The sequence below is a fragment of the Klebsiella sp. OBRC7 genome, from assembly GCF_000293135.1.
GTDB classification, from domain to species: domain Bacteria; phylum Pseudomonadota; class Gammaproteobacteria; order Enterobacterales; family Enterobacteriaceae; genus Klebsiella; species Klebsiella michiganensis.
The window spans coordinates 218815-241167 of the sequence record NZ_ALNJ01000140.1; the positions used below are offsets into that span (position 1 = coordinate 218815).

The window sequence follows — 22353 nt, forward strand, 5'->3', positions numbered from 1 at the left end:
TATTATGGACTTAAAACGCGTTATGTTGTCTGCTAATCAAACTGTCAGCGAAATGTTGCCTGCGCATGGCTGCCGTCATGTGGCCATAATTATGGATGGCAACGGGCGTTGGGCAAAACGGCAAGGAAAGATCCGCGCCTTTGGCCATAAAGCCGGCGCTAAATCTGTTCGCCGCGCCGTCTCTTTCGCGGCGAATAATGGTATTGAAGCGTTGACGTTATACGCGTTCAGCAGTGAAAACTGGAATCGCCCGGCGCAGGAAGTCAGCGCGCTGATGGAGCTGTTTGTCTGGGCGCTGGATAGCGAAGTGAAAAGTCTGCACCGACATAATGTGCGCCTGCGTATTATCGGCGAGACCACGCGCTTCAATGCGCGTCTCCAGGAGCGTATTCGCAAAGCGGAGGCGCTGACTGAGAACAACACCGGTTTGACCCTGAATATTGCGGCGAACTACGGCGGCCGCTGGGATATTGTCCAGGGCGTTCGTCATCTGGCCAAACAGGTGCAAGACGGGGTGCTTCAGCCCGAGCAAATCACAGAAGAGATGCTGAGCCAGCAGGTCTGCATGCATGAACTGGCTCCCGTAGATTTAGTTATTAGGACCGGGGGAGAGCATCGCATTAGTAATTTTTTGATTTGGCAAATTGCCTATGCCGAACTTTACTTTACGGATGTTCTTTGGCCCGATTTCGCTGAACAGGACTTTGAAGGTGCACTCCATGCCTTTGTTAATCGAGAGCGTCGCTTCGGCGGCACTGAGCCGGGCGGCAACAATGCCTGATGGGGGTCACTTTTGCTGAAGTATCGCCTGATTTCTGCTTTCGTCTTAATACCCGTTGTTATTGCGGCGCTTTTTTTACTGCCGCCCGCGGGTTTTGCCATCGTTACGCTAGTCGTCTGTATGCTCGCCGCGTGGGAGTGGGGGCAATTTAGCGGTTTCACTTCAACTACCCAGCGAGTCTGGCTGTCAGTGCTTTGCGGTCTGCTGCTGGCGCTGATGCTATTCCTGATGCCGGAATACCATTATGACGTTCATCAACCGCTGGTTGAGGGCGCGCTATGGGCGTCATTAGGCTGGTGGGTCGTCGCGCTGCTTTTAGTGCTGACTTACCCCGCTTCAGCGGCTTTCTGGCGCAATTCAAAAACGCTCCGTCTGATTTTTGGCGTCCTGACCATCGTGCCGTTTTTTTGGGGCATGCTGGCGATTCGGGCCTGGCATTACACCGATGACCATTATAGCGGTGCGCTGTGGTTGCTGTACGTGATGATTCTGGTCTGGGGCGCGGATTCCGGCGCTTACATGTTCGGAAAAATGTTCGGTAAGCATAAGCTGGCGCCGAAGGTTTCTCCGGGTAAAACCTGGCAGGGTTTTTTCGGTGGTCTATTAACGGCAGCGGTTATCTCCTGGGCTTACGGCTGGTGGGCCCATCTGAATGTCACGCCGATGGTGCTGCTGGTGTGTTCTATTGTCGCGGCCCTGGCTTCGGTACTGGGCGACCTGACCGAAAGCATGTTTAAACGCGAAGCTGGCATTAAAGATAGCGGAAATCTGATTCCCGGTCACGGCGGTATCCTCGATCGTATCGATAGCCTGACGGCCGCGGTGCCCGTGTTTGCTTGCCTACTCTTGTTGGTTTTCAGGACGATTTGACGGAAGGTTTTATGCTGAGCGTTCTCTGGAATTTGGCTGCTTTTATTATTGCGCTGGGCGTGTTGATCACCGTCCATGAGTTTGGCCATTTCTGGGTTGCTCGCCGCTGCGGTATCCGCGTTGAGCGTTTCTCAATCGGCTTTGGCAAAGCGCTGTGGCGCCGTTTTGACAAGCAAGGAACGGAATTTATTATCGCCCTTATTCCGCTGGGCGGTTATGTCAAAATGCTTGACGAACGCGTTGAGCCCGTGGCGCCAGAGATGCGTCACTCCGCGTTTAACAACAAAACCGTCGGGCAGCGCGCCGCCGTTATTGCCGCGGGGCCAATCGCGAACTTCCTTTTTGCCATTTTTGCCTACTGGCTGGTGTTTATTATCGGCGTGCCAGGCGTGCGTCCGGTCGTTGGCGACATAACGCCCAACTCCATCGCCGCGCAAGCACAAATTGCAAAAGGAACGGAACTTAAAGCGATAGATGGCATCGAAACGCCTGATTGGGATGCAGTACGTATGGCGCTGGTGGCGAAGATAGGCGATCGGCAAACAATAGTTACGGTCGCCCCTTTCGGGACCAATCAACGTCAGGATAAAATCCTCGATCTGCAGCACTGGGCGTTTGAGCCGGATAAACAAGATCCGGTTGCCTCGTTGGGCATTCAGCCTCGCAGCGCGCAGATTGATACCGTCCTGGCTGAAGTACAATCTGACTCGGCGGCGCAGAAGGCGGGTTTGCAAGCGGGCGACAGGATCGTTAAAGTCGATGGTCAACCGTTAGCGCAGTGGATGACGTTTGTTAATCTGGTGCGTGATAATCCGGGTAGGGCATTAGTTCTGGACATCGAGCGGCAGGGTAGCCCCCTGTCGGTGACCTTGACGCCGGATACGAAGTCTACCAAAGGCAAAGCAGAGGGGTTTGCAGGGGTCGTACCTAAGGTCATCCCGCTGCCTGATGAATATAAGACAGTGCGTCAGTACGGGCCGTTTGCCGCCATCGCTGAAGCCACGGATAAAACCTGGCAGCTGATGTCGTTAACGGTCCGAATGCTGGGCAAATTGATAACCGGTGATGTCAAACTGAACAACCTCAGCGGGCCGATTTCTATCGCCCAGGGGGCTGGGATGTCAGCGGAATTTGGGTTGATTTACTATCTGATGTTCCTTGCGCTGATCAGCGTGAACCTCGGCATAATCAACCTGTTCCCGCTTCCCGTTCTCGACGGGGGACATCTGCTGTTTTTGGCGATTGAAAAGCTGAAAGGCGGGCCGGTATCCGAGCGAGTTCAAGACTTTAGTTATCGCATTGGCTCAATATTGCTGGTGCTGTTAATGGGGCTTGCACTTTTCAATGATTTCTCTCGGTTGTAAGAGAGTTTGTTAGGAAGAACGCATAATAACGATGGCGATGAAAAAGTTGCTCATAGCGTCGCTGCTGTTTAGCAGCGCAACCGTATACGGTGCTGACGGGTTCGTGGTGAAGGACATTCATTTCGAAGGCCTTCAGCGAGTCGCTGTTGGTGCGGCCCTCCTCAGTATGCCAGTGCGTCCTGGCGATACCGTAACCGATGATGATATCAGTAACACCATCCGTGTTCTGTTTGCCACCGGCAACTTTGAGGACGTCCGCGTACTGCGCGATGGTGATACCCTGCTGGTGCAGGTGAAAGAGCGTCCAACGATTGCCAGCATCACTTTCTCCGGTAACAAGTCGGTGAAAGATGACATGCTCAAGCAAAACCTTGAGGCATCCGGCGTACGCGTAGGGGAATCCCTCGATCGCACCACGCTGGCTGATATCGAAAAGGGGCTGGAGGATTTCTACTACAGCGTCGGTAAGTACAGCGCCAGCGTTAAAGCTGTCGTGACGCCGCTGCCGCGTAACCGTGTCGACCTGAAGCTGGTATTCCAGGAAGGCGTCTCGGCGAAAATCCAGCAGATTAATATCGTCGGCAACCACGCATTCAGCACCGATGAACTCATTTCTACCTTCCAGCTGCGCGATGAAGTGCCGTGGTGGAACGTGGTGGGCGATCGTAAATATCAGAAACAGAAGCTGGCGGGAGATCTTGAAACGCTGCGCAGCTACTATCTGGATCGCGGCTATGCTCGTTTCAACATTGACTCCACGCAGGTTAGCCTGACGCCGGATAAAAAAGGTATCTACATCACCATCAACATTACCGAAGGCGATCAGTACAAGCTTTCCGGTGTCCAGGTGACGGGTGATCTGGCGGGGCATTCGGCTGAAATCGAAGCGCTGACCAAAGTGGAGCCGGGCGAGCTGTATAACGGCACCAAAGTGACCAAAATGGAGAATGACATTAAGAAACTCCTCGGTCGCTACGGCTATGCCTATCCGCGCGTTCAGTCCCAGCCGGAAATCAACGATAGCGATAAGACCGTGAAGCTGCACGTGAACGTCGATGCGGGTAATCGCTACTACGTGCGTAAAATTCGCTTCGAAGGCAACGATACCTCGAAAGATGCCGTTCTGCGTCGCGAAATGCGTCAGATGGAAGGCGCCTGGCTGGGCAGCGACCTGGTCGATCAGGGTAAAGATCGTCTGAACCGTTTAGGCTACTTTGAAACGGTTGATACCGATACGCAGCGCGTTCCGGGTAGCCCGGATCAGGTTGACGTGGTCTATAAGGTTAAAGAGCGTAACACCGGTAGCTTTAACTTCGGCGTTGGTTACGGTACGGAAAGCGGCGTCAGCTTCCAGGCCGGCGTTCAGCAGGATAACTGGCTCGGTACCGGCTATTCCGTTGGGATTAACGGCACCAAAAACGACTATCAGACCTATACTGAACTGTCGGTAACGAACCCGTACTTTACCGTGGATGGCGTCAGCCTCGGCGGTCGTGTTTTCTATAACGACTTCGACGCTAACGATGCGGACCTGTCTGACTATACCAATAAAAGCTATGGTACAGACATCACGCTGGGCTTCCCGGTTAACGAATACAATACGCTGCGCGCGGGCCTGGGCTATGTGCATAACAAGCTGTCCAACATGCAGCCTCAGGTATCCATGTGGCGTTATCTGAATTCGATGGGGCAGTATCCGGACAACACCAACGACAGAAACTCGTTCAGCGCTGACGACTTCACCTTCAACTACGGCTGGACGTATAACAAGCTCGACCGTGGCTTCTTCCCGACCGAAGGCTCACGCGTCAACCTGAACGGTAAAGTGACGATTCCGGGATCGGATAACGAATACTACAAAGCGACGCTCGATACCGCGACCTATGTACCGATCGATGACGATCATAAATGGGTGATGTTGGGTCGTACCCGCTTTGGTTATGGCGATGGTCTGGGCGGTAAAGAGATGCCGTTCTATGAGAACTTCTATGCCGGTGGTTCAAGCACCGTGCGTGGCTTCCAGTCCAATACTATCGGTCCGAAAGCGGTTTATTTCCCGGCCAGCAGCCGTCATGACGACGACAGCAGCTACGATAACGAATGTAAGAGCAGCGAGTCCGCACCGTGTAAATCCAATGATGCGGTGGGCGGTAACGCCATGGCGGTTGCCAGCCTTGAGCTGATCACCCCGACGCCGTTTATTAGCGATAAATATGCGAACTCGGTACGTACTTCCGTCTTCTGGGATATGGGTACCGTGTGGGATACTCACTGGGATTCAGCCGCATATGGTGGTTACCCGGACTACAGCGATCCAAGCAATATCCGTATGTCTGCGGGTATCGCAGTACAGTGGATGTCGCCGTTAGGGCCGTTGGTATTCTCCTACGCTCAGCCGTTTAAAAAGTACGATGGAGACAAAGCCGAACAGTTCCAGTTTAACATCGGTAAAACCTGGTAATGGTATTGGCTACAATGGAATGTAAGTGCAGTTGCAGTATAGCGCTGACTATTGGCGATAACTGAGATTATCGCCTGGCCACGCAAATAACGGTACCCCTGGGTACTCATGGGATGGTAAGGAGTTAATTGTGAAAAAGTGGTTATTAGCTGCAGGTCTGGGTTTAGCAATGGTAACTTCCGCTCAGGCGGCAGATAAAATTGCAATGGTTAACATGAACAGCCTCTTCCAACAGGTTGCCCAGAAAACAGGCGTTTCTAACACGCTGGAAAACGAGTTTAAAGGCCGCGCGAGCGAGCTGCAGCGTATGGAAGGCGACCTGCAGTCTAAAATGCAGCGTCTGCAGTCCATGAAAGCGGGCTCTGACCGTACCAAACTGGAAAAAGACGTGATGGCTCAGCGCCAGACTTTCTCCCAGAAAGCGCAGTCCTTCGAACAGGATCGTGCACGTCGTTCTAACGAAGAGCGCGGCAAGCTGGTGACTCGTATTCAGAGCGCTGTACAGAGCGTGGCTAAAGATCAGAGCATCGATCTGGTTGTTGACTCTAATGCCGTTGCATACAACAGCAGCGATGTAAAAGACATCACTGCTGATGTGCTGAAACAGGTTAAATAAGTAATGCCTTCAATTCGACTGGCTGATTTAGCCCAGCAGTTGGATGCAGAATTACACGGTGATGGCGATATCGTCATCACCGGCGTTGCGTCCATGCAGTCCGCACAAGCGGGCGATATTACTTTCATGGTAAATCCTAAGTACCGTGAACACCTGGCCGCTTGCCAGGCATCTGCCGTCGTGATGACGCAGGATGATTTACCTTTTGCTCATCGCGCCGCGCTGGTAGTGCGTAATCCCTACCTGACCTACGCACGCATGGCTCAAATTCTTGATACCACGCCGCAGCCGGCGCAGGATATCGCGCCCAGCGCGGTCATCGATGCGACGGCGAAGCTGGGTACCCACGTGGCGATTGGCCCAAACGCCGTGATTGAATCGGGCGTCATCCTCGGTGATAACGTGGTTATCGGCGCGGGCTGCTTCGTTGGGAAAAATACGAAAATAGGTGCCGGCTCGCGTTTATGGGCCAACGTCACCGTTTACCACGACATTGAGATCGGCGAGAATTGCCTGATCCAGTCCAGCACGGTGATTGGCGCTGATGGCTTCGGCTACGCGAACGATCGCGGCAACTGGGTTAAGATCCCACAGCTGGGTCGCGTGATTATTGGCGATCGCGTGGAGATTGGCGCCTGTACGACCATCGACCGTGGTGCGCTGGACGACACCGTCATCGGTAACGGCGTGATTATTGATAACCAGTGTCAAATTGCGCACAACGTGGTGATTGGCGACAACACCGCGGTTGCTGGCGGCGTCATCATGGCGGGTAGCCTGAAGATCGGCCGCTACTGCATGATTGGCGGAGCCAGCGTGATCAACGGTCATATGGAAATCTGCGATAAAGTCACCGTCACGGGGATGGGAATGGTTATGCGTCCTATCACCGAGCCAGGGGTTTACTCTTCAGGTATCCCGCTGCAGCCGAATAAGGTCTGGCGTAAGACTGCTGCGCTGGTACTGAATATTGATGATATGAGCAAGCGCCTCAAAGCCATTGAGCGCAAGGTTAATCAACAAGATTAGTGCTGCATCCAGCCACATTGAATTTTCGGCCTGTTGCATTCATGAGATTGCCGCAGGCCGTGTTATTATTGCCTTTTAGGATATTTAGACAGGAAGAGTATTTTGACTACTGACACTCATACTCTGCACATTGAAGAGATTCTGGAACTTCTGCCTCACCGATACCCGTTCCTGCTGGTCGATCGCGTGCTGGATTTTGAAGAAGGTCGTTTTCTACGCGCAGTTAAAAATGTTTCTGTAAATGAGCCATTTTTCCAGGGGCATTTCCCTGGTAAGCCGATTTTACCGGGCGTATTGATTCTCGAAGCTATGGCTCAGGCCACCGGCATTCTGGCATTCAAAAGCGTTGGAAAACTGGAACCGGGCGAGCTGTATTATTTTGCCGGCATCGACGAAGCGCGTTTCAAACGTCCGGTCGTGCCTGGCGATCAGATGATTATGGAAGTCACTTTTGAAAAAACCCGCCGCGGTCTGACTCGCTTTAAAGGCGTTGCAACCGTTGACGGAAAAGTGGTTTGCGAAGCAACGATGATGTGTGCCCGTAGCCGGGAGGCCTGATACGTGATTGATAAAACCGCCTTTATTCATCCTTCCGCCATTGTAGAAGAAGGCGCCGTTATTGGCGCTAACGTCCACGTTGGCCCGTTTTGTATTGTTGGTGCTAACGTCGAAATTGGCGAAGGTACCGTACTGAAATCTCACGTTGTCATCAACGGCCATACCAAAATTGGCCGCGATAACGAGATCTATCAGTTCGCTTCCATCGGCGAAGTTAACCAGGATCTGAAATATGCTGGTGAACCGACCCGCGTGGAAATTGGCGATCGCAACCGCATCCGCGAAAGCGTCACCATTCATCGTGGCACAGTACAGGGCGGTGGATTAACGAAGGTGGGCAGCGATAACCTGCTGATGATCAACGCCCACGTGGCGCACGATTGTACGCTGGGCGACCGCTGTATTCTGGCCAATAACGCGACCCTTGCAGGCCACGTTTCGCTGGATGATTTTGTTATCATCGGCGGCATGACCGCCGTGCATCAGTTCTGCATTATTGGCGCACACGTGATGGTGGGCGGCTGCTCCGGCGTAGCGCAGGACGTTCCGCCGTTCGTGATTGCGCAGGGCAACCACGCGACGCCGTTTGGCGTCAACATCGAAGGGCTGAAACGCCGCGGCTTCAGCCGTGAGGCGATCACTGCGATTCGTAACGCGTATAAGCTGCTGTACCGCAGCGGTAAAACGCTGGACGAAGCGAAAGCTGAAATTGCCGAGCTGGCGGCGCAGTATCCCGAAGTGCAGACCTTTACCGACTTTTTTGCCCGCTCCACGCGCGGCCTGATTCGTTAATGGCTGAATTGCGTCCCCTGACGATTGCCCTGGTCGCCGGAGAAACCTCCGGCGATATTCTTGGTGCCGGTCTTATCCGCGCGCTCAAAGCCCGCATACCTGATGCCCGCTTTGTCGGCGTTGCCGGGCCGTTGATGCAGGCGGAAGGCTGCGAAGCCTGGTATGAGATGGAAGAGCTGGCGGTGATGGGCATTGTGGAAGTGCTGGGTCGCCTGCGCCGTCTGCTGCATATTCGCGCCGATCTCACCCGTCGATTGACCGAGCTCAAGCCAGACGTATTCGTCGGCATTGATGCGCCTGACTTCAATATCACCCTCGAAGGTAATCTGAAGAAGCAGGGTATCAAAACCATCCATTACGTCAGCCCCTCGGTGTGGGCATGGCGGCAAAAACGCGTTTTCAAAATTGGCAGATCCACCGATCTGGTACTGGCATTTCTGCCTTTCGAAAAAGCGTTTTATGACAAATTCAACGTTCCCTGCCGGTTTATCGGCCACACGATGGCGGATGCGATGCCGCTGGACCCGGACAAAGGCGCGGCGCGCGACCGTCTGGGGATCGATCGTAACGTGCATTGCCTGGCGCTGCTGCCGGGAAGCCGCGGAGCGGAAGTTGAGATGCTCAGCGCTGATTTTCTGAAAACGGCGCAGCTCCTGCGAGACCATTATCCCGACCTGGAAGTGGTTGTCCCGCTGGTCAACGCAAAGCGGCGGGAACAGTTCGAGCGCATCAAAGCGGAAACGGCGCCGGATCTTGCCGTACACCTGCTCGACGGCCGGGCGCGCGATGCGATGATCGCCAGCGATGCCGCGCTGCTGGCCTCCGGCACGGCTGCGCTGGAGTGTATGCTGGCTAAGTGTCCGATGGTTGTCGGCTATCGGATGAAGCCGTTTACCTTCTGGCTGGCGAAACGGCTGGTGAAGACCGACTATGTGTCGTTGCCGAATTTACTGGCCGGGCGCGAACTGGTTAAAGAACTGCTGCAGGATGAATGCCGGCCGCAGGCGCTGGCCGAGGCGCTGAAGCCGCTGCTGGCCGATGGAAAAACCAGCCACGATATGCATGAAACCTTCCGCGCGCTGCATCAGCAGATCCGCTGCAACGCTGATGAGCAGGCGGCGGATGCCGTACTGGAGTTAGCAAAATGATGGAATTCGTATATCCGCATACCCATCTGGTTGCGGGAGTCGATGAAGTCGGACGCGGCCCGCTGGTTGGCGCGGTGGTGACCGCCGCGGTTATTCTCGATCCGGCAAAGCCGATCGTCGGTCTTAACGACTCAAAAAAGCTAAGCGAAAAACGCCGCCTTGCGCTATTTGACGAGATCAAAGAAAAAGCGCTGTGCTGGAGCCTCGGTCGCGCTGAGCCGCATGAAATCGATGAGCTGAATATTTTGCACGCGACCATGCTGGCCATGCAGCGCGCCGTTGCCGGTTTGCGCGTTTCCCCTGAGTTTGTTCTTATTGATGGTAACCGCTGTCCGCCGCTGCCGGTGCCGTCACTGGCGGTCGTCAAAGGCGACAGCCGAGTGGCGGAAATCAGCGCCGCGTCTATTCTGGCTAAAGTGACGCGCGATGCTGAAATGGCCGTACTGGACCGGGAGTTCCCGCAGTACGGCTTTGCGCAACATAAAGGTTATCCCACCGCTTTTCATCTGCAAAAGCTGCTGGAACATGGCGTAATCGAGCAATACCGGCGCAGCTTTGGCCCGGTGAAACGCGCGCTGGGCCTGGCGTCCTGAACTGACACGCAAGCAATTAAGTAACGCGGAATCTGAAGATGGCTGAACCACGTTTCGTACACCTGCGGGTGCACAGCGACTATTCCATGATCGATGGTCTGGCGAAAACCGGACCGTTGGTAAAAAAGGCGGCCGCGCTCGGCATGCCTGCGCTGGCGATCACTGATTTTACCAACCTCTGCGGGCTGGTGAAGTTCTACGGAGCAGGGCACGGTGCCGGAATTAAACCCATCGTCGGGGCCGATTTCCACGTCCAGAGCGATCTGCTTGGCGATGAACTGAGCCAGCTGACGGTACTGGCTGCGAATAATACCGGCTATCAAAACCTGACGCTGCTGATCTCCAGAGCCTATCAGCGCGGCTACGGCGCGGCAGGCCCGATTATCGATCGCGACTGGCTGATCGAATTAAAAGAAGGGCTGATTTTGCTCTCCGGCGGGCGTATGGGCGACGTGGGTCGTAGCCTGCTGCGCGGAAACATGGCGCTGGTGGATCAGTGCGTTGATTTTTATGAACAACATTTCCCTGATTGCTACTTCCTTGAGCTCATTCGCACAGGCCGTCAGGATGAAGAGCCCTACCTGCATGCAGCGGTAGAACTGGCGGAAACCCGCGGCCTACCGGTGGTGGCGACCAATGATGTTCGCTTCCTTGAGCCGGGCGACTTCGACGCCCATGAAATCCGCGTGGCTATCCACGACGGCTTTACTCTCGACGATCCCAAGCGTCCGCGCAACTACTCGCCGCAGCAGTATATGCGCAGCGAAGAGGAGATGTGCGAGCTCTTTTCCGATATTCCCGAAGCGCTGCAAAACACCGTGGAGATCGCCAAACGCTGTAACGTGACCGTGCGCCTTGGCGAGTACTTCCTGCCGCAGTTTCCGACGGGGGATATGACCACCGAAGATTATCTGGTTAAGAAATCCAAAGAGGGGCTGGAAGAGCGTCTGGAATTCCTGTTCCCCGATCCGGATGAGCGGGCTAAACGCCGTCCTGAATATGATGAACGCCTGGATATTGAGCTGCAGGTGATTAACCAGATGGGGTTCCCGGGCTACTTCCTGATCGTTATGGAGTTTATTCAGTGGTCGAAGGATAACGGCGTGCCGGTAGGGCCGGGACGTGGTTCCGGCGCCGGATCGCTGGTGGCCTATGCGCTGAAAATTACTGACCTCGATCCGCTGGAGTTCGACCTGCTGTTCGAACGCTTCCTTAACCCGGAACGTGTCTCCATGCCCGACTTCGACGTTGACTTCTGTATGGAGAAGCGCGACCAGGTGATTGAACACGTCGCGGACATGTACGGTCGCGATGCGGTCTCGCAGATTATCACCTTCGGCACCATGGCGGCGAAAGCGGTTATCCGCGATGTTGGCCGCGTGCTGGGCCACCCGTACGGCTTTGTGGACCGCATTTCCAAGCTGGTACCGCCCGATCCGGGTATGACGCTGGCGAAAGCGTTTGAAGCCGAGCCGCAGCTGCCGGAGATTTACGAGGCGGACGAAGAGGTTAAAGCGCTGATCGACATGGCGCGTAAGCTCGAAGGGGTCACCCGTAACGCCGGTAAACATGCGGGCGGGGTGGTGATTGCGCCCACCAAAATAACCGATTTTGCCCCGCTGTACTGCGATGAAGCGGGCCAGCATCCGGTTACCCAGTTTGATAAGAACGACGTTGAATATGCCGGGCTGGTGAAGTTCGACTTCCTCGGTCTGCGTACGCTCACCATCATTAACTGGGCGCTGGAGATGATCAACGCCCGTCGCGAGAAGAACGGCGAGGGGCCGCTGGATATCGCCGCTATCCCGCTGGACGATAAAAAAAGCTTCGACATGCTGCAGCGTTCGGAAACCACCGCCGTTTTCCAGCTTGAATCGCGCGGTATGAAGGATCTGATCAAGCGTCTGCAGCCTGACTGCTTCGAAGATATGATCGCTCTGGTGGCCCTGTTCCGTCCGGGGCCGCTGCAGTCGGGGATGGTGGATAACTTTATCGACCGTAAGCACGGTCGCGAAGAGATATCGTATCCGGACGTGCAGTGGCAGCACGAATGCCTGAAACCGGTGCTGGAGCCAACTTATGGCATCATCCTGTACCAGGAACAGGTCATGCAGATTGCCCAGGAGCTTTCCGGCTATACCCTCGGCGGTGCGGATATGCTGCGTCGTGCAATGGGTAAGAAAAAGCCGGAAGAGATGGCCAAGCAGCGCGGCACCTTTGAAGAAGGGGCGAGAAAGCGCGGCGTTGACGGCGAACTGGCGATTAAAATCTTTGACCTGGTGGAGAAATTCGCCGGTTATGGATTTAACAAATCGCACTCCGCCGCTTATGCTTTAGTGTCCTATCAGACGCTGTGGCTGAAGGCGCACTATCCGGCTGAATTTATGGCGGCGGTGATGACCGCGGATATGGATAACACCGAGAAAGTCGTCGGCCTGGTGGATGAGTGCTGGCGGATGGGGCTGAAAATCCTGCCGCCGGATATTAACTCCGGCCTGTACCATTTTCACGTTAACGACGATGGTGAAATCGTTTATGGTATCGGTGCCATCAAAGGCGTCGGCGAAGGTCCGATAGAAGCGATCATTGAAGCCCGTAATCAGGGCGGCTATTTCCGCGAACTGTTCGATCTCTGCGCGCGTACGGATATTAAAAAGCTCAACCGCCGGGTGCTGGAAAAACTGATTATGTCCGGGGCGTTCGACCGCCTCGGGCCGCATCGCGCGGCATTAATGAATTCACTGGGCGATGCGCTGAAGGCCGCCGATCAGCACGCCAAAGCCGAAGCCATCGGCCAGGCGGATATGTTTGGCGTGCTGGCAGAAGAGCCGGAGCAAATCGAACAGTCCTACGCCAGCTGCCAGCCGTGGCCGGAACAGGTGGTGCTTGATGGCGAAAGGGAGACCCTGGGGCTGTATCTGACCGGGCATCCGATTAACCAGTACTTGAAAGAGATCGAGCGCTACGTAGGCGGCGTACGACTCAAAGACATGCATCCGACCGATCGTGGTAAAGTGACCACGGCGGCCGGGCTCGTTATTGCCGCGCGGGTCATGGTCACCAAGCGCGGCAATCGTATCGGCATCTGCACGCTGGATGACCGTTCCGGGCGTCTGGAGGTGATGTTGTTCACCGACGCCCTGGATAAATACCAGCAGCTGCTGGAAAAAGACCGCATACTTATCGTCAGCGGACAGGTCAGCTTTGATGACTTCAGCGGGGGGCTTAAAATGACCGCTCGTGAAGTCATGGACATTGACGAAGCCCGGGAAAAATATGCTCGCGGGCTTGCTATCTCGCTGACGGACAGGCAAATTGATGACCAGCTTTTAAACCGACTCCGTCAGTCTCTGGAACCCCACCGTTCGGGAACTATTCCAGTACACCTCTATTATCAGAGGGCGGATGCACGCGCGCGGTTGCGTTTTGGCGCAACATGGCGCGTCTCTCCGAGCGATCGTTTACTTAACGATCTGCGTGGCCTTATCGGCTCGGAGCAGGTGGAACTGGAGTTTGACTAATACAGGAATACTATGAGTCTGAATTTCCTTGATTTTGAACAGCCGATTGCAGAGCTGGAAGCGAAAATCGATTCTCTGACTGCGGTTAGCCGCCAGGATGAGAAACTGGATATTAATATCGATGAAGAAGTGCATCGCCTGCGTGAAAAGAGCGTAGAGCTGACGCGCAAGATCTTCGCCGATCTTGGTGCATGGCAGGTTGCGCAACTGGCGCGCCATCCACGTCGCCCGTACACCCTGGATTATGTCCGCCTGGCTTTCGACGAATTCGACGAACTGGCCGGTGACCGTGCCTATGCTGACGATAAAGCTATCGTCGGCGGGATTGCGCGTCTGGACGGGCGTCCGGTAATGATTATCGGCCACCAGAAAGGGCGCGAAACCAAAGAGAAAATTCGCCGCAACTTCGGTATGCCGGCGCCGGAAGGCTATCGTAAGGCGCTGCGCCTGATGGAAATGGCCGAGCGCTTTAAAATGCCGATCATCACCTTCATCGACACCCCGGGCGCCTATCCGGGCGTCGGTGCGGAAGAGCGCGGCCAGTCTGAAGCGATTGCCCGCAACCTGCGTGAAATGTCGCGCCTGAGCGTCCCGGTTATCTGCACCGTTATCGGTGAAGGTGGTTCTGGCGGCGCGCTGGCAATCGGCGTGGGCGATAAAGTGAATATGCTGCAGTACAGCACCTATTCCGTTATCTCCCCGGAAGGCTGTGCCTCAATTTTGTGGAAAAGCGCCGACAAAGCGCCGCTGGCCGCCGAGGCGATGGGGATTGTTGCCCCGCGTCTGAAAGAGCTGAAGCTGATCGACTCCATCATTCCTGAGCCGCTGGGCGGCGCGCATCGTAATCCGGAAGTCATGGCCGCCTCTCTGAAAGCGCAGCTGCTGGCCGATCTGGCTGACCTCGATGTTCTGAGCGAAGAAGATCTGCTGAACCGTCGCTATCAGCGTCTGATGAGCTACGGCTACGCCTGATTATCTGACTCATTTTTTATCCCTAAGGGCCGGTTTTTCCGGCCCTTTTTTTATGTGTTGTTTACTGAGACGAGATGAGATGAATAAGAGCTAATGTGATTAGCCGATGATGCCGATCTCCCTTAAAACTGCAGCAACTGCCAGGGATTGCGACCTGGCAGGCCGTTAACAAGGATAAGGAGAAATACTATGGCATTGCATAAAACCGTCGCATTAAGCGCCGTGGCCGCAGGGATCATGTTAAGCCTGGGGGCCGCACAGGCCACACCGTTGCTTGGCGCAACGGAAGCGACAACCATCAAGGCGAGTGACCTGGCCGCGAGAGAAAAAGCCTTAACCGACTTTCCGCTTATGGCATCGGTAAAATCATCGATTCAAACGCTGCCGAATAGCGAAGTTGAAAAAATCGAGCCGGGTCTGGCGACCAACCCGGCAAACGTGAAGCGTGTGGAAAGCATCTTGTCCGAAAAGGATTGGGAGTATCTGTTCCCGATGCGTGCGGCAGAATATACCTACTCTAACTTTCTGAAAGCTATTGGTAAATTCCCTGCGGTTTGCGGGACCTATACCGACGGACGCGATAGCGATGCCATATGCCGTAAATCTCTGGCAACCATGTTTGCCCACTTTGCTCAGGAAACCGGCGGCCACGAAAGCTGGCGCGATATTCCCGAGTGGCGCCAGGCGCTGGTTTATCTCCGTGAAGTGGGCTGGGTTGAAGGTCAGAAAGGCGGCTACAACGGGGAGTGTAACCCGGATATCTGGCAGGGGCAGACCTGGCCCTGCGGTAAAGATAAAGACGGCGACTACCTGAGCTATTTTGGCCGCGGTGCAAAACAGCTCTCCTATAACTACAACTACGGCCCGTTCTCCGATGCCATGTACGATGGCGACGTTCGTCCACTGCTGGATAAACCGGAGCGGGTGGCGGATACCTGGATGAACCTGGCGAGCGCGGTGTTCTTCTTCGTTTACCCGCAGCCGCCGAAGCCCTCTATGCTGCACGTCATCGACGGAACCTGGGTACCAAACGATCATGATAAAGCGAGTGGCCTGGTTGAAGGCTTTGGGGTCACCATTCAAATTATCAACGGCGGCGTCGAGTGCGGCGGGGCGGAGGAGAACGCGCAGTCTCTGAACCGTATTGCCTACTACAAAGAGTTCGCAAACTACCTGAAAGTGCCGATTGCTGATGATGAAGTGCTCGGCTGTAAGAATATGAAGCAGTTCGATGAAGGCGGCGCGGGCGCGTTACCGATTTACTGGGAAGAGGATTGGGGATGGAGCCCGGACACCGCTGACGGCAAGACTAACGCCTGCCAGCTGGTGGGCTACCAGACGCCGTATAGCGCCTTTAAACAAGGTGACTATGCGAAGTGCGTCCAGAGCCACTTCAACGTCAATATCATCGACGATACCGGCCAGGCCGAGGATACCACCCCGGCGACGCCTGACGATACCACGCCTGCGCAGGAAACTAACGTGGCGCCGGTTGCGCGTATCGCCGGTCCGATTGGCGCTATCGAAGCGGGTGCCAGGGTTTCCCTGAGCGCGGAGGGCTCTACCGATGCGAATGGCGATAAGCTCACCTATACCTGGATGTCGCAGGACGGCCAGACTATCAGCGGACAGGATAAAGCCGTTATCACCTTTACCGCTCCGGAAAAAGATCGCGATGCACAATATGTGGTGAGCCTGACGGTAAGCGACGGGACCTTGTCCAGCACGGCAACGTACACCCTGAACGTGAAGGCTAAAGCTGCTGCTGCGGATGAAACGACCGATGGCAAAGACAGCGACACCATCAGCTATCCTTCCTGGAGCAGTACCCAGACCTGGAAAGCGGGCGATATCGTTAATAACCACGGCGCGCTGTATCAGTGTAAACCGCTACCTGAAGGGGCGTGGTGCAACGTGGCGCCGACCTACTATGAGCCCGGCGCAGGCATTGCCTGGGGCGATGCGTGGAAAGCGCTGTAATAGAGATAAATCCGCCAGTGCTTAGCGCTGGCGGGGTGATATGATGCTTTCCTCAGGTAAATTCAGGAGGAAAGCGTGAATATCATTGCGATCATGGGTCCCCACGGCGTCTATTATAAAGACGAACCGATCAAAGAACTGGAAGCCGCCCTGCAACGGCAAGGTTTCCAGACCATCTGGCCGCAAAATAGCGCCGATCTTTTGCAATTTATCGAGCATAATCCGCGGATCTGCGGGGTTATTTTTGACTGGGATGAATACAGCGTTGATCTGTGCAGCGATATTAATTGCTTAAATGAATATCTGCCGCTGTACGCATTTATCAACGCCCATTCGACGATGGACGTCAGCAGCCAGGACCTGCGCATGACGCTATGGTTCTTTGAATACGCGCTGGGGCTGGCGGAAGAGATCGCTACCCGCATCGGTCAATACACCCGCGAATACCTCGACAACATAACCCCGCCGTTTACCAAAGCCTTGTTCAACTATGTGCAGGAGGGGAAATATACTTTCTGTACCCCCGGGCATATGGGCGGCTCGGCATATCAAAAAAGCCCGGTGGGCTGTCTGTTTTACGATTTCTTTGGCGGGAATACCCTAAAGGCCGACGTCTCTATTTCCGTGACGGAGCTGGGATCGCTGCTCGATCATAGCGGTCCGCATCTGGAGGCGGAAGAGTATATTGCCCGCGCATTCGGCGCCGAACAGAGCTATATGGTGACCAACGGAACCTCGACGTCGAATAAGATTGTCGGTATGTATTCCGCTCCGGCGGGCAGCACCCTGCTTATCGATCGCAACTGCCATAAATCGTTGGCTCATTTACTGATGATGAGCGACGTGGTGCCGCTGTGGCTAAAGCCGACGCGCAATGCGCTAGGGATCCTCGGCGGCATACCCAAGCGCGAATTTACCCGCGACAGTATTCAGCAAAAGGTTAATGCGACAGGCGGCGCCGGGTGGCCTGTGCATGCGGTGATCACCAACTCCACCTATGACGGACTGCTGTATAACACCACCTGGATCAAAGAGACCCTCGACGTACCGTCAATCCACTTTGATTCCGCCTGGGTGCCCTATACCCATTTTCATCCGATCTATCAGGGTAAAAGCGGGATGAGCGGCGATCGCATTGCGGGGAAAGTGATCTTTGAAACGCAGTCGACGCATAAAATGCTGGCCGCGCTATCGCAGGCTTCGCTGATTCATATTAAAGGCAGCTATGATGAGGATACCTTCAATGAAGCCTTTATGATGCACACCTCGACCTCCCCGAGCTACCCGATCGTTGCCTCCATTGAGACTGCTGCCGCCATGCTACGCGGCAACTCCGGCAGACGACTGATTCAGCGTTCGATTGAGCGGGCGCTGGATTTTCGCAAAGAGGTGCAGCGGTTGCGCGAAGAGTCTGACGGCTGGTTTTTTGATATCTGGCAGCCGGAAGAGGTGGAGGAAGCGCAGTGCTGGCCGGTTTCACCCGGAGAAAGGTGGCATGGCTTTCAGGACGCCGATGACGACCATATGTTCCTCGATCCGGTGAAAGTCACCATTCTGACGCCCGGTATGGACGAGCAGGGCAACATGGATAGCGAAGGCATTCCGGCCGCGCTGGTGGCGAAGTTCCTTGATGAGCGTGGCGTGGTGGTAGAAAAAACCGGGCCGTACAACCTGCTGTTCCTGTTCAGTATCGGTATAGATAAAACCCGAGCGATGGGGCTACTGCGCGGATTGACCGAGTTCAAACGCGCTTACGATCTCAATTTACGGGTGAAAAACATGCTGCCGGATCTGTACGCCGAAGATCCGGATTTTTACCGCAACATGCGTATTCAGGATCTGGCCCAGGGTATTCATCGTCTGATTCGCCAGCACCAGCTCTCGCAGCTGATGCTTAGCGCTTTCGACGTCCTGCCGGAGATGAAAATGACGCCGCATCAGGCCTGGCAGCGGCAGATTAAAGGCGAAGTGGAAACCATTGAACTGGAGAATCTGGTCGGGCGTATTTCAGCGAATATGATTCTACCGTACCCGCCCGGCGTGCCGCTGCTGATGCCCGGTGAGATGATCGCCGAAGAGAGCCGCGCGGTGCTCAATTTCCTGCTCATGCTGTGCTCCATCGGCCGCCACTATCCGGGTTTCGAAACCGATATCCACGGCGCGAAACGCGATGAAGACGGCGTGTACTGGGTTCGAGTCTTAAAAAATGACTAAGCGCTTGCGCACTCACGAACTGAACGAGTAACGTTGTTGGCTTCAACTGGAGGAGTTGTACCATGCTGGGTTTAAAACGGGTTCACCATATCGCCATCATTGCGACGGATTATGCGAAGAGTAAAGCCTTCTACTGCGACATTCTGGGGTTCACCCTGCAGGGCGAGTTCTATCGCCAGGAGCGTGATTCATGGAAGGGCGATCTGGCGCTGAATGGCGAATATGTCATTGAACTCTTTTCATTCCCGTTTCCTCCTGCGCGTCCGAGCCGCCCCGAAGCCTGCGGGCTGCGCCATCTGGCGTTTAGCGTTGATGATGTCGATGCTGCCGTTGCGCATCTTGAGGCCCACGGCGTGGCCTGTGAAGGCGTTCGTATCGACCCCTTCACCGGTAAACGATTCACCTTTTTTAACGATCCGGACGGGCTACCGCTGGAGATTTATCAGCAGTAATTCTTGTCAGGGCGTGTTCTGCCGGGTAACGTGCCGGACACGCTTTCCTCAGTTAATACTCTCATGATGATGATCCCAGACATGGCGCAAACGCTACAGCCGCACCGCCATTTTTTAGTGGCCTTTAGCGGCGGGCTGGATTCGAGCGTGCTCCTGTATCGCCTGGTTCGCTGGCGCGAACAGGATCCTACCGTTCAGCTGCGGGCGATGCATATTCACCACGGCCTCAGCGCGAACGCCGACGATTGGGTGGCGCACTGCCGACAAATATGCCAGCAGTGGCAGGTACCGCTTTTGGTTGAACGGGTGGCGCTCGCCGATGAGGGGCTGGGGATTGAGGCCCACGCGCGTCAGGCGCGCTATCAGGCTTTCCGTTCGGCGCTGATGCCCGGCGAAGTGCTGGTGACGGCACAGCATCTTGACGACCAGTGTGAAACCTTTCTGTTGGCGCTTAAGCGGGGGAGCGGCCCAACCGGGCTTTCGGCGATGGCCGGCGAGTCCGATTTTGCCGGGACGAAACTGCTGCGTCCGCTGCTTAACGAAAGCCGCGACTCCCTGCACCGGTGGGCGATAGCCCATCAGCTCAGCTGGATTGAAGACGAAAGTAACCAGGACGACGCCTACGATCGCAATTTTCTCCGCCTGCGAATTGTTCCGCTACTTAACGCTCGCTGGCCGCACTTCGCCGAGGCCGTAGCGCGCAGCGCCAACCTGTGCGGCGAGCAGGAACAGCTGCTGGATGAAATGCTGGCGGCGGAGCTGGCAACGCTGGTGGCGGAGGATGGCGGGTTGACTATCGAACCGTTGGCGGCCATGAGCGCGCCGCGTCGGGCCGCGCTGCTGCGCCGCTGGCTGGCTGGGCTCAATGCGCCGATGCCTTCGCGCGAGATGCCGGAGCGTATCTGGCGCGAAGTGGCGATGGCGCGCGAGGATGCGTATCCCTGTCTGCGCCTTGGCCATTTCGCCGTTCGTCGCTATCAGCAACGGCTGCACTGGGTGAAATATCTCCCCGGACAGAGCGAGAAGGTGCTGGCATGGCGCGATATTGCCAGACCGCTGCCGTTACCCGACGGTCTTGGCGAACTGAAGCTCCTGGCCGGCGGCCCGTTACGCGGCCCGCGCCAGGATGAAGCGGTCACTATTCGTTTTCGCGCCAGCGGTAATCTGCATATCGTCGGTCGCCAGGGCGGCCGCAAGCTGAAGAAAATCTGGCAGGAGCTCAACGTTGCTCCCTGGCGGCGCGATACCACGCCGCTGCTGTTTTACGGCGAAACGCTTATCGCCGCAGCCGATGGTCTGTTTATTACCGTCGATGGGAAAGTTCAGGAAGGTGAAGGCGTGCAGATGATGTGGATGAAAACGGGCGGCTGAGCCACCCGTTTTGCTTCAGGACTCGCTGACCACTACCGTACCGATTTCCGGATGGCTGAAGCTGGCGATTTTATCCAGGCGCAGTTCGCGGACGTCGCCGGCGAGCTCCACGACGAGATACTCGATATTTTTTCGCGAGATAAGATCGTTGGCCTTCGCTTGCAGCTGTTCGCCATCTTTGAGCTCCAGCGCCAGGACCAGATGGTGCTGACAGGCAAGTTCGAGGTTGTCATAATCATCGCAATTGATGGGTTGATAAGTATCATTCATTGACATAATCGCTCACCAGTAAGTTTGCCGCCGCATATGCGGCCTTTTCCCTGACTGACTCAGCAAGGGCCTGATCCGCCGCAACCTCATTCAATACTTTCAACACGCAACCTAGCGCATCCGGGATATATCCAAGGTCCCCGCTGGCTATTTCCGCATACCGCTTGCGTATTAACTCACAATATTTGTCCACATGCCCTCCTGTCAGCGTTCTGACTTAACCGTGGGATGTAAGTTTAAGCCTACGAAGATAAACTCTGTTTAGCAAGGTGACTATACCATAGTCATTTAAGCAATATCAGCAGGATGAAAGGGGATCCTGCGATTGCTGACAGCCTTTTGCCGCCAGTTTCGCTACAATGAACGCCATTTTTATCAGGAGTTTCCTCATGGCGCTGAAAGCGACGATTTATAAAGCGACGGTGAACGTGGCCGACCTGGACCGCAACCAGTTTCTGGATGCCAGTTTGACGCTTGCCCAGCATCCGTCAGAAACCCAGGAGCGCATGATGCTGCGCCTGCTGGCGTGGATGAAATACGCCGACGAGCGTCTGCAGTTTACCCGCGGTTTGTCTTCCGATGATGAAGCTGAACTCTGGCTGCTAAACGATCATCTGGGCGTTGATCTGTGGATCGAACTGGGGCTGCCGGACGAACGGCGGATTAAAAAAGCCTGCTCGCGGGCGCAAGAGGTGGCGCTGTTTGCCTATAATAGCCGGGCGGCAGAAATCTGGTGGCAGCAAAATAAAAGCAAAATGGCACAGTTTTCAAAGCTAACCGTATGGTATTTAGATGATACTCAGCTGGCGCAGCTCAGTGCTTTTGCCGATCGGACAATGTCGCTACAGGCGACTATCCAGGATGGCGCTATCTGGCTATCTGACGCTAAGAATAATCTGGAAATTCATTTAACGGCCTGGCAAACATCCGCATGATTACGATTAGCCGCAGCGTGGCGATTGCGGATGACGAGGTCTCGCTTTCCGGGATACGCGCCCAGGGGGCGGGCGGTCAGCATGTCAATAAAGCATCGACGGCTATCCATTTACGCTTTGATATTAAGGCATCGAGCTTGCCTGAGTATTATAAGGAACGTCTGCTTACCTCCAGCCATCACTTAATTTCTGCCGAGGGTGTGGTTATCATTAAGGCTCAGAAATATCGCAGCCAGGAGATGAATCGCGAAGCGGCGATTGCGCGTCTGGTTGCCTTAATACAAGAATTAACTGCAGTGCAGAAGTGCCGCCGGGAGACGCGACCGACCAGAGCGTCAAAAGAGCGCCGGCTTGCCTCAAAGGCGCAAAAATCCTCAGTTAAGGCGCTGCGTGGGAAAGTTCGTCATTAAAGGCATGGCGAACCGG

20 protein-coding genes are annotated in these 22353 nt (G+C 55.2%); 18 read left to right on the plus strand and 2 right to left on the minus strand.

The features are described from left to right. Positions 1-22: 22 nt before the first annotated feature. From ispU to tilS, 16 genes are all read left to right on the plus strand, one after another. A complete protein-coding gene (gene ispU, locus HMPREF1144_RS27065) occupies positions 23-781 on the plus strand; it encodes a (2E,6E)-farnesyl-diphosphate-specific ditrans,polycis-undecaprenyl-diphosphate synthase (RefSeq protein ID WP_004098751.1) in 759 nt (252 codons plus the stop codon). A gap of 12 nt (positions 782-793) precedes the next feature. Further along, positions 794-1651: a phosphatidate cytidylyltransferase gene (cdsA, locus tag HMPREF1144_RS27070; protein WP_009654636.1), complete on the plus strand. Its 858-nt coding sequence runs from the start codon at positions 794-796 to the stop codon at positions 1649-1651. A gap of 11 nt (positions 1652-1662) precedes the next feature. Next, entirely contained in the window at positions 1663-3015 is a 1353-nt protein-coding gene (rseP, locus tag HMPREF1144_RS27075; protein ID WP_004098753.1) for a sigma E protease regulator RseP, read from the plus strand. A gap of 31 nt (positions 3016-3046) precedes the next feature. Continuing rightward, on the plus strand, positions 3047-5476 hold the full coding sequence (gene bamA / locus HMPREF1144_RS27080; protein ID WP_042928600.1) for an outer membrane protein assembly factor BamA: 2430 nt from the start codon (positions 3047-3049) through the stop codon (positions 5474-5476). A 130-nt stretch (positions 5477-5606) separates the two neighbouring features. Next, positions 5607-6092 carry a molecular chaperone Skp gene (skp, locus tag HMPREF1144_RS27085; protein ID WP_004098757.1) on the plus strand — a complete coding sequence of 162 codons (486 nt, stop codon included), beginning with the start codon at positions 5607-5609 and terminating at the stop codon, positions 6090-6092. A gap of 3 nt (positions 6093-6095) precedes the next feature. Further along, positions 6096-7121 carry a UDP-3-O-(3-hydroxymyristoyl)glucosamine N-acyltransferase gene (lpxD, locus tag HMPREF1144_RS27090; protein WP_004098759.1) on the plus strand — a complete coding sequence of 342 codons (1026 nt, stop codon included), beginning with the start codon at positions 6096-6098 and terminating at the stop codon, positions 7119-7121. 102 nt (positions 7122-7223) lie between these two features. Then, positions 7224-7679, plus strand: coding sequence for a 3-hydroxyacyl-ACP dehydratase FabZ (gene fabZ, locus HMPREF1144_RS27095; protein WP_004098761.1), 456 nt, complete (start codon positions 7224-7226; stop codon positions 7677-7679). A gap of 3 nt (positions 7680-7682) precedes the next feature. Then, positions 7683-8471, plus strand: a complete 789-nt coding sequence (lpxA, locus tag HMPREF1144_RS27100) for an acyl-ACP--UDP-N-acetylglucosamine O-acyltransferase (protein WP_004098763.1) — start codon at positions 7683-7685, stop codon at positions 8469-8471. Then, positions 8471-9619: a lipid-A-disaccharide synthase gene (gene lpxB, locus HMPREF1144_RS27105; RefSeq protein WP_004098764.1), complete on the plus strand. Its 1149-nt coding sequence runs from the start codon at positions 8471-8473 to the stop codon at positions 9617-9619. Before lpxA ends, lpxB begins: the two co-directional genes overlap by 1 nt. Then, the gene (gene rnhB, locus HMPREF1144_RS27110; protein ID WP_009654596.1) at positions 9616-10212 is read left to right on the plus strand and encodes a ribonuclease HII; all 597 of its coding nucleotides are present in this window, start codon (positions 9616-9618) and stop codon (positions 10210-10212) included. Before lpxB ends, rnhB begins: the two co-directional genes overlap by 4 nt. A 38-nt stretch (positions 10213-10250) precedes the next feature. Further along, positions 10251-13733, plus strand: coding sequence for a DNA polymerase III subunit alpha (gene dnaE / locus HMPREF1144_RS27115; protein ID WP_009654544.1), 3483 nt, complete (start codon positions 10251-10253; stop codon positions 13731-13733). A gap of 12 nt (positions 13734-13745) precedes the next feature. After that, positions 13746-14705, plus strand: a complete 960-nt coding sequence (gene accA / locus HMPREF1144_RS27120) for an acetyl-CoA carboxylase carboxyl transferase subunit alpha (protein ID WP_004098771.1) — start codon at positions 13746-13748, stop codon at positions 14703-14705. A 189-nt stretch (positions 14706-14894) separates the two neighbouring features. Further along, positions 14895-16685, plus strand: coding sequence for a chitinase (locus HMPREF1144_RS27125; RefSeq protein ID WP_009654564.1), 1791 nt, complete (start codon positions 14895-14897; stop codon positions 16683-16685). Positions 16686-16760: 75 nt separating this feature from the next. After that, complete coding sequence (locus HMPREF1144_RS27130; protein WP_004098773.1) at positions 16761-18899, plus strand: lysine decarboxylase LdcC; 2139 nt, start codon at positions 16761-16763, stop codon at positions 18897-18899. Positions 18900-18961: 62 nt separating this feature from the next. After that, positions 18962-19351: a VOC family protein gene (locus tag HMPREF1144_RS27135; protein ID WP_004098774.1), complete on the plus strand. Its 390-nt coding sequence runs from the start codon at positions 18962-18964 to the stop codon at positions 19349-19351. Positions 19352-19420: 69 nt separating this feature from the next. Beyond that, positions 19421-20722, plus strand: a complete 1302-nt coding sequence (gene tilS, locus HMPREF1144_RS27140; RefSeq protein WP_042928607.1) for a tRNA lysidine(34) synthetase TilS — start codon at positions 19421-19423, stop codon at positions 20720-20722. A 15-nt stretch (positions 20723-20737) separates the two neighbouring features. Here the strand turns inward: tilS and rof are convergent, their stop codons facing one another. Then, positions 20738-20998, minus strand: a complete 261-nt coding sequence (rof, locus tag HMPREF1144_RS27145) for a Rho-binding antiterminator (protein WP_004098776.1) — start codon at positions 20996-20998, stop codon at positions 20738-20740. Further along, positions 20985-21185 carry a YaeP family protein gene (locus HMPREF1144_RS27150; protein ID WP_004098778.1) on the minus strand — a complete coding sequence of 67 codons (201 nt, stop codon included), beginning with the start codon at positions 21183-21185 and terminating at the stop codon, positions 20985-20987. The genes rof and HMPREF1144_RS27150 overlap by 14 nt, the downstream gene beginning before the upstream one ends. Before the next feature lie 196 nt (positions 21186-21381). Between HMPREF1144_RS27150 and HMPREF1144_RS27155 the strand changes: the two genes are divergently transcribed. Next, a complete protein-coding gene (locus tag HMPREF1144_RS27155; protein WP_004098780.1) occupies positions 21382-21927 on the plus strand; it encodes a YaeQ family protein in 546 nt (181 codons plus the stop codon). Continuing rightward, positions 21924-22337 (plus strand): alternative ribosome rescue aminoacyl-tRNA hydrolase ArfB, encoded by a 414-nt coding sequence (gene arfB, locus HMPREF1144_RS27160; protein ID WP_009654569.1) that lies wholly within the window; start codon positions 21924-21926, stop codon positions 22335-22337. Before HMPREF1144_RS27155 ends, arfB begins: the two co-directional genes overlap by 4 nt. The last annotated feature ends 16 nt before the right edge of the window (positions 22338-22353 follow it).